Genomic DNA, 14,729 nt, shown 5'->3' on the forward strand with positions numbered 1-14,729 from the left:
TTACATCTCCCTTCATTCAATTACTAGTAAGTTAGAACTAATTTGAAAATCAGCTTCTGTATGTCGTTTTACATCTTCTACTGTGTATGGGCTCATTAATTCTTGTAATATAAGTCCACTCGGAGTTACCTCCATGACTGCCATATCAGTAATAATTAAATCTACACATTTCTTTGAAGTTAATGGCAATGTACACTCTGAAACAATTTTTGCATTTCCGTACTTATCAACATGATTCATCACAACAACGACCCGCTTCGCTTTTTGTGCTAAATCCATTGCTCCACCAATACCTGGAACACGTTTTCCAGGTACAATCCAGTTTGCTAAATCACCATTTTCACTTACTTGTAATGAACCAAGAATCGTTATGTCTAGCAAACCTTTTCGAATCATCCCAAACGCTGTGCAGCTATCGAAATAACTCGCTCCTGTTATAAGAGAAGTTGGTAAACCTGCTGCATTACACAAATTTTCATCTTCATTCCCTTTACTTGGCGTTGGTCCCATGCCGACGATTCCATTTTCCGCATGAAACATAACATTTATATCTTCAGGCAAATGATTTGGTACAAGCGATGGTATGCCAATACCTAAATTTACAATCATACCATTTTGTATTTCTTTCGCCGCACGCCTAGCAATCTTATCCCTCACTTCTACGCCCATACCCATTTCCAGTTCACTCCTTCCGACGGTACAATATAATTTACGAAAACACCTGGAACGACAATTTCCTCTGGATCTAAACTTCCAAGCGGGACTATTTCTTCTGCTTCTACAATTGTTATATCCCCAGCCATAGCTACATGGGGATTCATATTTCGTGCACTTTTGTCAAATACAAGGTTACCAAACGGATCTGCCTTTTTCGCATATACAATTGAAACTTCAGCAGTTAATGCTGTTTCAACTAAGTAGGTCTTACCATTCATTTCAACTGTTCGTTTTCCCTCTTCCACAATCGTATCAACACCAACATCAACTAAAACACCACCAAGACCAACGCCACCAGCGCGAATACGCTCTGCTAATGTTCCCTGCGGAGAAAACTCAATTTGTAACCTTCCCTCGTTTAGTTGCCTTCCTGCATTTGGATTGGAGCCAATGTGAGAAGTAATTATTGATTTAACTCTTTCATTTGTAACAAGACGACCGATACCTACATCAGGAAATCCAGTGTCATTTCCAATTAAATTTAAATTTGTAACGCCTTTTTCTAAAATTGCCTGTATTAAAGATGGAGGGGATCCAATCCCTCCAAATCCCCCAAACATCAATGTCATATCATCATGGAACAAAGAAATTACTTCCTCAATTTCTTTTAATTTACCGAATGTATTTGTAATAGTTGTCATGCGATACTATGCCCTCCTTTTTGCATCATCTCTTCCACACTTTTAGAGAAAATTGAAAGTAATTCATCTAACTCGGAATATGTAGTTGTCATTGGCGGTGCTACAAGCAGTGCACTATCTTCTTTTCCTGCTTGCCCTGAAACTGCTTGGTATAACAGCAGACCATTTTTAGCTGCAACTGAAATAAGCTCTGACGCTTTTGTAAACGGTTGCAATTCTACCCCGATTAGCAACCCTTTTCCGCGCACATCAGCAATGATTGTCGATTGTTGCTGAACTTTCTGTAAGCCTTTTATTAAATACTCTCCCTTTTCTGCTGTTTTTTCAGGAAGATTATGTTTCTCCATATATTCAATAACAGCTAAAGCCGTTGCTGCAGACAATGGATTTGCACTTAACGTATGACCGCTCATTACTGAACGTGATCCACGTAATATTGGTTCCATAACACGATCACTTACAACTGTCGCTGCCATCGGTGTATATCCCGCTCCTAACCCTTTACCAAGTGTCATAATATCCGGCTCTACGCCCCAATGCTCCATCGCAAACCATGCTCCAGTACGACCGAGCCCAGTCATTACTTCATCCGCAATAAATAAAATATCGTAATGGTCGCAAATCTCTTTAATGACTTTATAATAGTCTTTCGGCGGAACAACCGCGCCTCCAGCTGCTCCGATAATCGGCTCAGCAATAAAAGCAGCAATATGCTCTGCACCAATTCTTTCAATTGATCTTTCTAGTTCAGTCGCACATGCCAGCTGACAAGTTGGATATACCTTTTGAACAGGACATCTGAAACAATATGGAGCTGGTATAGTCGGATAATCTTCCAAAATAGATACGAAACGTTGTCTACGTAGTGGATGCCCAGACATCGATAAAGCACCCATCGTAATACCGTGATAACTCATCCATCTTGATAAAATTTTATGTTTCCCTTGAATACCTCGCTCTTGAAAATGCTGAATTGCAATTTTCATAGCTGTTTCATTCGCTTCCGTGCCACTATTTACAAAAAAACTCCAGTTCAAATCTCCTACACTTAAATCACTTAACTTCTTCGCTAATTTTTCAGCTGGTTCACTCGTAAACTGTGATCTATAAACGAAAGCAATCTCCTCAGCTTGCTTTTTAATAACGTCTGCAATCTCCTTTACGCCATGCCCAATACCTGCCGTAATTGCTCCTGACGAACCATCAAAATATTTATTGCCATTTTGATCATACAAATAAACACCTTTTCCATGTGAAATCATTGGATACGGCTGACCAACAAGTGGTTTAATTAAGTAATCGCGCATAGCGCTCCCCCATTTCTCCAATTTGTATATATATATGAAGAAAATTGACGTTTCTTTCATAAAAAAGAATCCTCTGCAAAAGCAGTGAATTTATCAAAAAACTATTATAAAATATACAAATGAGTGCTTAAAAATTTTTATAAAACAGAAAATTCAGAACTAAAAAACCGAAGACCAACCCTTTTCTATACGCCCAAATAACCCTCCTTTTTATATGAAATGACTACATCACCAAATGTTTTTATAGCATAATGCCAACTGTCCTTAAATGCCGACATTCTGTACACTTCGACGGAACTCCCGTTAAACTCCTTCCTATTATCCTACTTTAAATTGCATATTTTAAAACAAATTTCGACACCCACCTTACTAATCAATTCAGATTCCTATTCATTATGTAAACTTTTCAGTTTTAAACTATAAAAAAAGAACCGATTAACCACACTAATCAGTTCGTCATGACGCTCTCTTATGGGTTAATACTGTCAATTGCTAAAATAAATAGAAAAATGAAGTTTACAAATTCATCCTACAGCCTATAACACAAAACCTTTTCATAACTTCATTCACAATTACTATCGGGATATCCCTATCCCGAAGTGGCACTCCTTTCCTCAGATTCAAAGTATCTTTCCTTTATAATTTATGTAGGACAATTATCACTTTGTATGTGTATTTGCCTATAATTAAAAAAATCCCTAGTTTTCTAGCGATTTTTGGACATGTATTCAATATGTTAATTGAAATGCACTTTCAATTTGGCATTTATTTTACTTTCGTACAGTCATATGTACTGCTTTACTCTGCGAAATTCTCGTAAGCACCAGCACCTCTTTATGAAAACATATTTGTTGTCAATTTTTAATTTTCCCTTTATAAAATCATTTTTTTTGCATAACCGCTTTCTTGCTTCGCATATAGTTTTAATGATGACAAAGGAGGAATGTTCATGTCTCAATCTGAAATCGAAAAATATGGACAAGAAGTTACACAATACGAACAACTCGCACGTTACTATCAGTTTCGTAATCCTAAAAAATATATAGAATTATATATGAAATATTACGATGCACTATCAAAACTTGTACAGGCGTATGAAACAAGAGACTCACAAAAAGCTGCTTTACCGTCACATATAAGAATTTTTCATGCCGATCCAAATACACCAGCGGTTGACATTTTAGTAAACGGACAAAAGGTTATTAAAAATATTTCATTTAAGCAATTCAGCCCTTATTTATCATTAGTGCAAGGTAAATACCGTATAGATATTGTTCCTGTCGGAAATGAAACTCCAATCTTTTCAGCGTTGGTACCAATAATGGGAAATCATACTTATACTCTTGCTGCAATAAATAGTGATAATCACCTACAATTACAGCCTATACTTGATAATACACATTTACCAGCTGGTCAAGCCAAAATACGGTTTGCACATTTCTCTCCAGATACCCCTGTTGTAAACGTAGATTTAAAAGATGGGGATCATTTATTTGAAAATGTACTCTTTAAACAAATAACAGATTTTTTGCAAGTTAGCCCTGGTACAGCAGATATTGAAATTTCACTCGCAGATAATAAAAACGTTTTATTGACTATACCAAAATTCAATGTTGAACCAAATGTTATTTATACAATTTCAATAGTAGGTTATTCAACTAAAGATCCTAAATTAGAAGCCGTTATACTCACAAATTAAAACAGTCTACACCATTCATTTGGTGTAGACTGTTTATTTTTGAAATGCAATTTGAAATTCTGTCCAATCGTTATCTGATCGACACATAATGGATCCATTATGTTTTTCCACAATTTGTTTACATACAAATAATCCAATACCAGTTCCTAACTTTTTAGTAGTTACAAATGGTTCAAAAATCGTTTCTACATTTTCAGCTGGAATCATTGGTCCATTATTTTTTATCACAATTCGAATAGCTTGATCTTCTTCAAATACATCAATGATAATTTTTCGTTCTTCTTTCATTGATTCAAGAGCATCAATTGAATTCATTAATATGTTTAAAAATACTTGTCTCACTTCACTCCGATAACCAACAAGCGGAATTGGATACGGTAAATTCTTTTCAATCAAAACATTCGCATTGACCAAACTCGGATATAAGAATTGTATAATGTCTTGAAACAAGTCATTAAGCCAAAACCGTTCCGATTCATTCCACATTTCTTTTTTCGATACGAGTAAAAATTGCGAAATACGAAAATTTAATTGATCTAATTCATGCGAAATAATATCTAAATACGATAAACTCGGATGATCCGCCTTTAATAATTTAACAAACCCCATAATGGAAGTAAGCGGATTACGAAATTCATGTACAAAACTAGCTGACATTTGCCCTAAAATCGTCAGCCTTTCTTTATGTGTTTCGTTAATATATTGCTGTTTTTCCTCTAAATTCTTCGATATAATTTCCGAGTATTTTAAAACGGTATAATAAATTAATTTGTCAAAACAAGTATGTATTTTTGCCATAATTGGTTTCAATTCACGAGCGCTAACATCTAATTCACACATCGCTTCGAAAAGTTCATTTCTTCCCACGTTTGCGTTATAAACAAAATCTCCAATATTCGCATCTGCTCCAGCACGTTCAATAGCAATTTTCTCACATAACGGTTGAAGATAATTTATATCTTTATCTTCCATAGTAAGTTCGATAATTAACTCTAGTAAATCCTCTCCATTTTGAACTACTTCTAGTTTAAATGGATCTTTTTCGGAAATTATCATTTTGTTTTTCCAGTTCTCTACGAATTGGTGCCTATTGTTTTTCAAGTGTGAACAAAATATTTCTTTAATATCCTTATCGATTGGAAAAACCTCCATTCCCTCCATTTCCATACGACGAATACCCTTTATATTTTGAATATTAACACAAAAAATACGATTCGTTAATAGATTTTTGTCACATTTTGTTAATTTCTGTTGATAAAATTATTTTTTCTTTCTTATTTAACTAATTGTATACAAATCCCCTTTTTCCTTCACATATTTTCATTATTTCCGTAGTCAAAACGACTTTTTTTTGCATCATTTTTAATTCTTGCGTACAATAGAAAATGAAAGGTGTGAAAAATATGGTAAATAAAAATGTGGAAGATTATCTCCAAGAAGGCATTTACGGCCAAAAGCAAAACAAACCAGAAGAACGTAATATGTATTTAACTACATTACGTGAGCGTGTGGAAATCGCTTTAACAATCGGTCAAGTAATGCAAAGTAATGTATACTCTGAAGTGGCGGGTAGCATGCGCTCTTCTCAATCATTACAACTCCTCCTAAATGGTGGCATTGCTTACCCACATTTATCAAAATACATTAAATTAGCAAACGAAAAAAATGTTCCTTTTACAATTGTTCAAAATAAAGATACAAAAACACCAATCGGTTTAGTATTAACTCATGCTACTGCTATAGATAAAGAACAAATTTATGTAGAAGATACTATTTTCAAACAAGAAATGAAGTAAAAGTTACACTTAATTAAATAGTTACTAGAAGCGTAAAAAACGAGTATGGAATCGTAAACATTTCCTACTCGTTTTTTAGTGCAAGTTTTAAGTTTTTCCACTTTATTTTTTAATACATACTAATTTCATTTCTGTCATTTCTTCTATTGCATATTTAATTCCTTCGCGTCCCGTGCCACTTTCTTTCACACCACCATAAGGCATATGATCTACTCTGAACGTTGGAATATCATTAATCATGACACCACCAACCTCTAGCTCATCAATTGCACGCATTGCTTTAAATAAATTATTTGTAAATACTCCTGCCTGTAAGCCGTAACGCGAATTATTTACTTGCTCAATCGCTTCATCAAATTCTTTAAATGTATTTACTGTCATGAGTGGACCGAATACTTCTTGGCACTGCACAGATACATGATCTGGAACATTTGTTAATACAGTCGGTTCAAAAATTCTTGCATCCTGCTTCTTACCACCACATAAAACAGTTGCTCCTTCCTTAATTGCTTCTTGAACCCACATATCAATTCGCTCTACATCTTTTTTTGAAATTAAAGCTGATACATCCGTTTCCTCAAGCAATGGATCACCAACAACAACTGATTCCATCGCTTTCTTTAGCTTTGAGAGAAATTCATGTATTTTCGTTTCATGTACAAAAACACGTTGTACTGAAATACAAACTTGCCCATTATTAACAAATGCTCCCCATTTTACACGTTCAATTATTTCATCTGTTAACTCTACATCTTCATCAATAATAACAGCAGCATTTGAGCCTAGTTCTAACGTAACTCGTTTTAGCCCAGCCTTTTGTTTTATTCCGATTCCAACTTTTGGACTTCCGGTAAAAGTAATAGAAGCAACGTAATCATTTTTGACGATTGCCTCACCAACCGTGGGGCCAGGGCCAGAAATGATATTTAAAGCTCCATTTGGCAATCCTGCCTCTTCAAATAACTCAACTAATGCATAAGATGATAATGGCGTTTGATCAGCTGGCTTTAATACAACTGTATTTCCGGCAGCGATTGCTGGTCCAACTTTATGCGCTACTAAATTTAATGGGAAATTAAATGGTGTAATAGCCCCTATAACCCCAATCGGCTTTCGGATTGTATATGCAATACGCCCATCTGCACCAGGTGCGGCGTCTAATGGCAATGTCTCACCATATATACGCTTCGCTTCTTCAGCTGCAAATTTGTACGTTTGAACAGTACGATCTACTTCTCCCCTTGCAGCACGTATTGGTTTTGCAGCTTCTTTTGCAATAATCTCTGCAAATTCTTCTCTTCTTTCATCCATTTTTTGTGCAACTTTCTCTAAAATAGTCGCACGATCATATGCAGATAATTTATTCATTTTTATCATTGCATTTTTTGCAGCAGTAACAGCCTCTTTTACATCTTCTTCCGTTCCTTGTGCAATTTCCGCTAATGTTTCTTCAGAATATGGTGCGTATAATGGTTTATACGTGTTTACAGATTTCCAACTTCCGTTTATATATAAATGCTTTTTCATACTTCTTCTCCTTCCAAATATATGTATACAACAATACTTCACCTAGTGAAAGGTTCAACTTATGTCATTGTATCATAGCCCCTATCCCTCAAAAAACATTATGCTCAAAAAAACTCTGCTATATAGCAGAGTTTACGAGCTAATTTGCTCTTGTAACGAAATTTGTTTTTCATCTTCTAAAATAACAATCGATTCTACTATCTTTGTAACTTCTAATCTTTTTATATAATGTCCATCTAATTCTTTCACACAAAACTTATAATTTTCAATTTCAATGGAATCCTCTTCAGCAATCTCTATATTCTTCGTTAAAATCCAACCACCGATTGTATCAACACCATCATCATCAATCCCTAAACCAAATAACGTATTCACTTCACTAACAAGTACTTTTCCCTCTAGTATCGTCTTCGTTTCACTAACCTTTTGAATTTCTGGCTGCTCATCCGTATCAAACTCATCCTGAATATCTCCAACAATTTCTTCCAAAATATCTTCAACAGTAACAAGTCCAGATGTCCCACCATATTCATCTATCAATATAGCAATATGTGTTCTTTCTTTTTGCATTTTTAAAAACAAATCATGAATTGGAATAGAATCGATAACTAAAATAATTGGTCTCACATATTGCTCTACTGTCTTCTTATTAACAGCTTTATGTTGTACAAACTCAGTAAAAATATCTTTAAAATTCACAAAACCTATTACGTGGTCTTTGTCGCCATCAACAACTGGATACCTTGTATATTTTTCGCGAGACATTTTTTGCAAAGCTTCTTCAGCAGGCATTTCTTTACTTATAATATTCATTTCAGTTCGAGGTACCATTATTTCTTTTGCAATCCGATCATCAAATTCAAAAATTTTATTTACATATTTATATTCAGATTGATTAATCTCACCATTTTTATAACTTTCTGAAACTAACAACCGTAATTCTTCTTCTGAATGAACCTCATCATGCCCCTTCGGCGGTTTCAGCCCTAGCAGCTTCGTAATGATTCGAGCTGAACCATTTAATAGCCAAATGAATGGGAATGCAATACGATAAAAGAAAATTAACGGCTTAGAAACAAGCAAACTCACTTGTTCAGATTTTTGAATTGCAAATGTTTTTGGGGCCAATTCCCCTATTACAACATGTAAAAAAGTAATTAACAAAAATACTAAAGTTACAGCAAAAATGTCTGCTAGTTGAGTAGAGATATTCCAATTTGCAAAAAGCGTATCAAACATTTGCTTTAACGCAGGTTTACCAAACCACCCAATTCCTAAAGCTGTAACAGTAATTCCTAACTGACAAGCAGATAAATATTCGTCTAAGTTTGTAATGACTGTTTTGACCGATGTTGCACGATTATTTCCTTCTGCAATTAAATAGTCAATTCGTGAACTTCTCACTTTAACAATTGCAAATTCTGCTGCAACGAAAAATGCCGTTAAGGCAATTAAAACAATCACTATACTTATACTATATATGTCCAAATACTTTTCCTTACTTACTTTGTAAGCAAGGAAGCCACCTCCTACTTAATTTTATTCAAGTGAAGTAAGCATTTCTAATACTCTAACAAAATTCTACATTAGCAACCACCTTTTTATATATTATATGCATACATAAAAAAGATATTTATCATTATGATAATCTAATTCATTTACACTCGTCAAATTATTCTAAATGTTACGATAAGACATTTTTATTTAAAAGAACTATTCTCCTCAACTCAATTTCGTGAAAAAACACTTTCTTTGCCGATTCCACACTTCTTTTGTCGCACTAGAAGGGAACTTACTTCATAGCTCGAAATCATTCAACAGGATATATATAGGAGGGATTATTTTGGAATATAAAACACCATTTATCGCAAAGAAATTAGGTGTTAGCCCAAAGGCTGTTGTCCGGATCGCGCAACAATTAAATCTTACGATAGAGAAAAACAAATATGGCCACTTTATTTTCACACAAGAGGATGTCGATCAAATGTTAGAACACCATCGATTTCAAATAGAGCAATCTCAAAATTCTCAATCTACTCAAAAGGCTTCCTCAAATGAAGTTGAGGAATTAAAAACTCAAGTTAATACAATTGTTCAAAACATATCATCGAATGATTTTGAGCAATTAGCTAATCAATTAAACACTATTACGAGAAGACTTGATCGAATGGAAGAACAAATGCAAGATAAGGCAAATGATGTCGTCACGTACCAACTTTTACAACACCGTCGTGAAATGGAGGAAATGTTAGAGCGAATTCAAAAGTTAGAAGCTGCCCTAACGAAAGAAGAACCCATTTATATTACTCCGGATTCAAAACCAACATATGAACGAGAAAAGAAACCGAAGCGCCGCAAAATGATTTTTAGTATATTTGGATTATAATTTTTAGACCCTTATTAAAATAATAAGGGTCTTTTTTAATGAAGAGTTATATCCTATACAAATATTATTCTCTTTATTATACATATTCACTTCGCTTTATTTCGTTAACATAATATTTTTACTGTATTCTGTAATTAATGCCTGTGCATGAGCATTCCCTTGAATCACATCACGAAATTCTTTTAAAGAATACAAATGCGTAACCCCTTTTCGAGCATGAATTCTTACTGGTACACCTTGTAAAGTATCATGAAACTGAAAAGGATTATCTATTGGTTCAATTGGAAAACCAAGTGTAAGTAAATACATATACATTCTTTTTGTTACTGCTGCAATGTACCATTCAGCTTTTGTTTCTAACGCATGTATAAATAAAATAGCTGTTAGCCTTTTGAAATGTCCTCTTCCACGAGACGTTTTCGAAATACTTAACTTGCCTATTTCATATACATTCTTCAAATCTTTTACTAAATCATTTTTAGAAAACGGATAGAAAAACTCAGAATTCGATTGTTCAGGTACCGTATACTTAATACATTCTACTGTACCAATAGGATGTTCATCTTCTATTAATAAAAATCGTGATGGATTTAAATTACGTTCTACGAACATTAAGTTTCTTTCTTCACAAAAATCTCCCCATAGTTGCTCGAACCCAAAATGTTCTTCCTTTGTTTGAACACGCTGGAACATATTTAACCGCCTTTCCCATCGCCGCTCTGTTTTTTTGATAACGCTTTCACTATCTATCATATAAGAACAAATCTTCGTATGCAACTAAAAATATTTATGACTTATTATATTCTGCAAAATGAATTAGATTCCAATTTAATCGACTTTTATCCCGCGCTCACATTCCTTTTAATAACACATTTGTAGCACTTTTCAAATCTAAATTACACTACGTTTCTTTCCATACAGCATATAATTCTTCTTAATCTAAAGAAATCCTTTATGAAAAAGGATTTCTTTTACTTCTTAATGCTTTTTAGCCATTTTTCAAAAATTTGTACCATCCCATGTTTTCCAGCTAATTTCTCTTCCCCTTGTTTCGTCTTATATGGATATAACTGCAAGAAAACACCGCATCCAGACTCAATTTTTTTACTATGCATATGGCTTCCTGGATATACACAAATGACTTCATAAATTGACCTTCGATAATAGACTCGCTTTCCATCCTGTTCTTCTACATACTTTATAGACCAGTACTTATACATTTGCTCAGTTGCTTTCGTATTTCCGACGTGCTGAAAAATATTGTACATTGGACTATACTTCACTTCAATAATAATAGAAGATTTATATACGTATTTCCCCTCTTCTTTTACATAACAGTCTAAGCGAATATCTGGCTTCTTCGTATCCTCACCATTGTAAAAATTACTACCTTTACTTAATGCAATAAGAGGATGTGTTTCAATTAAGTCATTAAATGCGACATGCACCTTTATATCATCTCGTTCTAAAACTACTGTCGTTCCATCTTGTAATCCATCTACATAAAAATGTTCTTGTATTTGTTCACGGATGGAGTTTCTAGCCTCAAAACCAATTTGCTCTAAAAGTGAAATAACGATAAAAAAAGCGTAATATTCATACACTAAAAACGTTGGCTTATAAACAAATAATAATGATGGAGATTGATCCGTATATTGCGGGAGTACTTCTAAATGATGTAGTAATTGTTGATGTGGTATCGGTAAATCATATAAGTTCATGTTACTTGTTTCAGTAACTTCCCTCCAAAATGAAGAGTGCATTAACATTTGAAAGTATTGTACATTTTCATGCACAATATGCGCCAATATTTTATATTCTTGTATTTTCATTGAGCTCTTTCGTAAATCGGCTTCTTTTAGTAAATGTATATTTTTATATTTTTGCTTCTCTCTATCGGTTACTGATCCATTACGCTCAATTGTTTGTATAATCGTTTTTACAGCTTGAAACTCTTCTGATTTTTTCTTTTTTTCTCTTTCTAATATTTCAATTGTTTGACGTAAAAAACTTTTAGCTTCAATTAAATAATGATAAAATTGCATCGCTTTATATTTAAGAAATGCATTTTCCTTACTATTTTTTTGTTCCATAAACTTACGATTATAATGTTTGGCATAAGGTTTTCGTTCTGCCACTATAGTTCCTTTTCTTGTTGGCTTTCGCTCTTTTCCTTCCCATTTATATTCATTTATAAATTTTGAGCTTGATTCTATTTTCTTAAAGATTTGCTTTATCATTTTCATTTTTTGCGGTAACTTTCTAAGTAACACTAAATAAGAAGAATCCTCAATATCGCTAAGTGCAGAGAAGGTTTTTTTATAGTAACCTCTATCCAAAATCAACTCATTTAAAATTGACTTCACATAGTCTTGAATCATTTCAAATTGATCATCAAAAAAGTTTTTCGGTACGATTTGAAATGCGCCATAATACGTTGTATCTTCTATACGCACTTCAAAATGGTATAGACCACAGCGCCATGGATAAAAGAATTCTGTTTTCCCGTGTTCATATATTAATACTCTTTGTTTTTTTTCATTTATTTCATATTGAGCCTCTTTTATATTTTTCTGTCCCTCATATACTTTATTCCATATAAAAGTAATATTCATTGGGATTTCATAATTGTACTGCAATCTTATTGGTTTTAATTCTTGTACTTTATAAATACATTGAACTAATGCTGTAGTAGATGTACAAAGACGATTTAATAAAATATAATCTCCTTTCCCCTCATTTCCAATGATTAACTTTAATACAAAAGGGAGCGTTTCATTCGTATCAACGATTTTTGTTTCATAACGCCCTTCATTTTGCATATCCATACAACTCCAGTTCTCTACGTTTTTCTCGTATATATGCTAAAGAGTGTTCAAATGTAGATACTCTGTTTGCAAGTGTAGATTGCAAAAGAGGTACTAAGGTCGCCCCCCTTTTTGCTTCTTCAGAAAGTAAAGGCCCAACCATCATTTCGGTCCCTCTGATTTTCGTCAATACACGCTGCTTTATTTGTAAATCAAACCCCTCTTCTCTACTAATCATATAGGTATGGTTATTTTGAAACGGTATGTTTTGCAAATAAGTCGCAATTGCATTTGCACATCGGAAAGAAATTCCCTTAGACGCGTCATGTGATGACAATACGACATGCAACTTATCTAATAGCTCTAATTCTTCTTCAGAAAACACTTCAATCATCGCTTTATTTCTCATCCAATTTATCCGAAATTCTCCCGCCGTTACTTTCAAAGGTGGATGTAATACGACTTTCCCCTGTTCCATGCCCATCTCACAAAACGGAATTTTCTGTAACGTTATTAGGTTCGTTCGGTCTAATAATCGATCAGAGAGCTCTTTCGTTGTTTCATCAAAATTTACAGTACCTACAAATATAATATTTTCTCCAATTTCAATTGTTGATGGAATTGAATTCTCTATGTCCTGTACACCCTCATACAAGTTTAAAATACGATTTTTTGTTTCAAGTTCAAGAACAGATAGAAACGGAGTAAACCAATGCTCAATATGAGACATGTTCATTTCATCAAAAACGATTATATACAGTTGATTTGGATTTTCTTTCGCCTTCATTAACGTCCTAACTAACTTCGCTTCAGATTCAATAAAAGTACCATTTGGATGAAGGTAACCAAGTAAATCATGTGGTTCTTGATACGATGGCGAAATTGGAATCCAAACCAACTCTTCCCCATACTGCAACCCTAATGCTTCTGCATAAGTTTGCACAAAACGTGATTTCCCAACGCCCGGTATACCACCAAGAATCGTTAACATATTTGTTTTTACACTTATATGGAAATTATAAATATCCGTTTCATCCAAATATAACCCTTTATTATGCACCATACTTTGTACATACTGTAAAAAGGACGATTCACGCTCATCCCATTCCCATTCATCTTTTTGTATTTTTATATCCTCTACTTCAACTAGCTTACCTTCTTCATGCATTCGTTTTTTTAATTGCTCATATACATAATCACTTACAAAATATAATTGATCTTCTACCGCTATTTCTACATACTTCGTCCAGTCACTGCAGTTTATATATTTACATTCACGTTTCTGTTCAAAATAGGCGATTGAGCTAATTGATGACTTTAGGGATATGTTTCCGTACAGTCTTCCATCGTGCCACAATAATTCGGGAGGCTCAAAGTCTTTCGGAAATTTTGGCATAAGAAATGATAAATAACCGTTGCTAAGTTTTCGCTCTAAAGATTCTCTTTTTTTATGATTTGTAACTTTAGGTGCCGGAATCATTTTATAGCTGCTTGCTATTTCTTTCGGTTCTTCTGTACATATTAACTCCACGTATACATTTCCTCTTTCATAATAAAGACGAAACATTACTAATTGCTTTTCTAATTTCCTCTTCTTTAATTCCGAAAAGATTTTTTCATTCTTTTTATTGCTACATAACCCTTCAAATACATATGGTTCATTTGTAAATTGTTCCTGTAAAGTGAATGGTATTGGCGATAAGCAGTGTACAAAGAAATTCTCTCCACTCTTCTCTTTCTCAGCTTTTGTAAATTTCCCTAAAAATCTCATATAGTACATTCGTTTTATAAAACTTGGCTGAAGAGCTTTATGTAATTTCACCTTAGTCACCTTCTTTTTTCATACTAT

At 33.8% G+C, this 14,729-nt stretch carries 12 protein-coding genes; 3 read left to right on the forward strand and 9 right to left on the reverse strand.

What is annotated here, in order from left to right:
* Positions 1-12 precede the first annotated feature (12 nt).
* Genes ACUN13_RS12805 through ACUN13_RS12815 form a run of 3 tightly spaced genes read right to left on the reverse strand, consistent with a single transcriptional unit; the run spans position 13 to position 2,665 of the window.
* Complete coding sequence (locus ACUN13_RS12805) at positions 13-675, reverse strand: CoA transferase subunit B (RefSeq protein ID WP_000525293.1); 663 nt, start codon at positions 673-675, stop codon at positions 13-15.
* The gene (atoD, locus tag ACUN13_RS12810; RefSeq protein ID WP_000208102.1) at positions 660-1,358 is read right to left on the reverse strand and encodes an acetate CoA-transferase subunit alpha; all 699 of its coding nucleotides are present in this window, start codon (positions 1,356-1,358) and stop codon (positions 660-662) included. The genes ACUN13_RS12805 and atoD overlap by 16 nt, the downstream gene beginning before the upstream one ends.
* Positions 1,355-2,665: an aspartate aminotransferase family protein gene (locus ACUN13_RS12815; protein WP_001205882.1), complete on the reverse strand. Its 1,311-nt coding sequence runs from the start codon at positions 2,663-2,665 to the stop codon at positions 1,355-1,357. The genes atoD and ACUN13_RS12815 overlap by 4 nt, the downstream gene beginning before the upstream one ends.
* 949 nt (positions 2,666-3,614) lie before the next feature.
* On the opposite strand from ACUN13_RS12815, the gene ACUN13_RS12820 reads away from it, so the two are divergent.
* On the forward strand, positions 3,615-4,364 hold the full coding sequence (locus ACUN13_RS12820) for a DUF4397 domain-containing protein (protein WP_409531856.1): 750 nt from the start codon (positions 3,615-3,617) through the stop codon (positions 4,362-4,364).
* Positions 4,365-4,397: 33 nt separating this feature from the next.
* Here ACUN13_RS12820 and ACUN13_RS12825 read toward each other — a convergent pair whose 3' ends face one another.
* The gene (locus tag ACUN13_RS12825) at positions 4,398-5,531 is read right to left on the reverse strand and encodes a BA2291 family sporulation histidine kinase (RefSeq protein ID WP_000425086.1); all 1,134 of its coding nucleotides are present in this window, start codon (positions 5,529-5,531) and stop codon (positions 4,398-4,400) included.
* Between the two features lie 236 nt (positions 5,532-5,767).
* On the opposite strand from ACUN13_RS12825, the gene ACUN13_RS12830 reads away from it, so the two are divergent.
* Positions 5,768-6,160 (forward strand): YueI family protein, encoded by a 393-nt coding sequence (locus tag ACUN13_RS12830; RefSeq protein ID WP_000247558.1) that lies wholly within the window; start codon positions 5,768-5,770, stop codon positions 6,158-6,160.
* 102 nt (positions 6,161-6,262) lie between these two features.
* Here ACUN13_RS12830 and ACUN13_RS12835 read toward each other — a convergent pair whose 3' ends face one another.
* Together ACUN13_RS12835 and ACUN13_RS12840 are read right to left on the reverse strand one after the other, a co-directional pair.
* Complete coding sequence (locus tag ACUN13_RS12835; RefSeq protein ID WP_033696338.1) at positions 6,263-7,687, reverse strand: aldehyde dehydrogenase family protein; 1,425 nt, start codon at positions 7,685-7,687, stop codon at positions 6,263-6,265.
* Positions 7,688-7,819: 132 nt separating this feature from the next.
* Positions 7,820-9,175 carry a hemolysin family protein gene (locus tag ACUN13_RS12840; protein ID WP_000356254.1) on the reverse strand — a complete coding sequence of 452 codons (1,356 nt, stop codon included), beginning with the start codon at positions 9,173-9,175 and terminating at the stop codon, positions 7,820-7,822.
* A gap of 355 nt (positions 9,176-9,530) precedes the next feature.
* On the opposite strand from ACUN13_RS12840, the gene racA reads away from it, so the two are divergent.
* Positions 9,531-10,073: a chromosome-anchoring protein RacA gene (gene racA, locus ACUN13_RS12845; protein ID WP_000456023.1), complete on the forward strand. Its 543-nt coding sequence runs from the start codon at positions 9,531-9,533 to the stop codon at positions 10,071-10,073.
* A 96-nt stretch (positions 10,074-10,169) separates the two neighbouring features.
* On the opposite strand, the gene ACUN13_RS12850 is transcribed toward racA, so the two are convergent.
* From ACUN13_RS12850 to ACUN13_RS12860, 3 genes are all read right to left on the reverse strand, one after another.
* Positions 10,170-10,766 (reverse strand): hypothetical protein, encoded by a 597-nt coding sequence (locus tag ACUN13_RS12850; RefSeq protein WP_000487796.1) that lies wholly within the window; start codon positions 10,764-10,766, stop codon positions 10,170-10,172.
* Between the two features lie 278 nt (positions 10,767-11,044).
* Positions 11,045-12,895: a hypothetical protein gene (locus ACUN13_RS12855; RefSeq protein WP_409531854.1), complete on the reverse strand. Its 1,851-nt coding sequence runs from the start codon at positions 12,893-12,895 to the stop codon at positions 11,045-11,047.
* Positions 12,885-14,702, reverse strand: coding sequence for an AAA family ATPase (locus tag ACUN13_RS12860; protein WP_000766187.1), 1,818 nt, complete (start codon positions 14,700-14,702; stop codon positions 12,885-12,887). The genes ACUN13_RS12855 and ACUN13_RS12860 overlap by 11 nt, the downstream gene beginning before the upstream one ends.
* Positions 14,703-14,729: the final 27 nt, after the last annotated feature.

It is taken from the genome of Bacillus cereus group sp. Bce041, assembly GCF_052646455.1.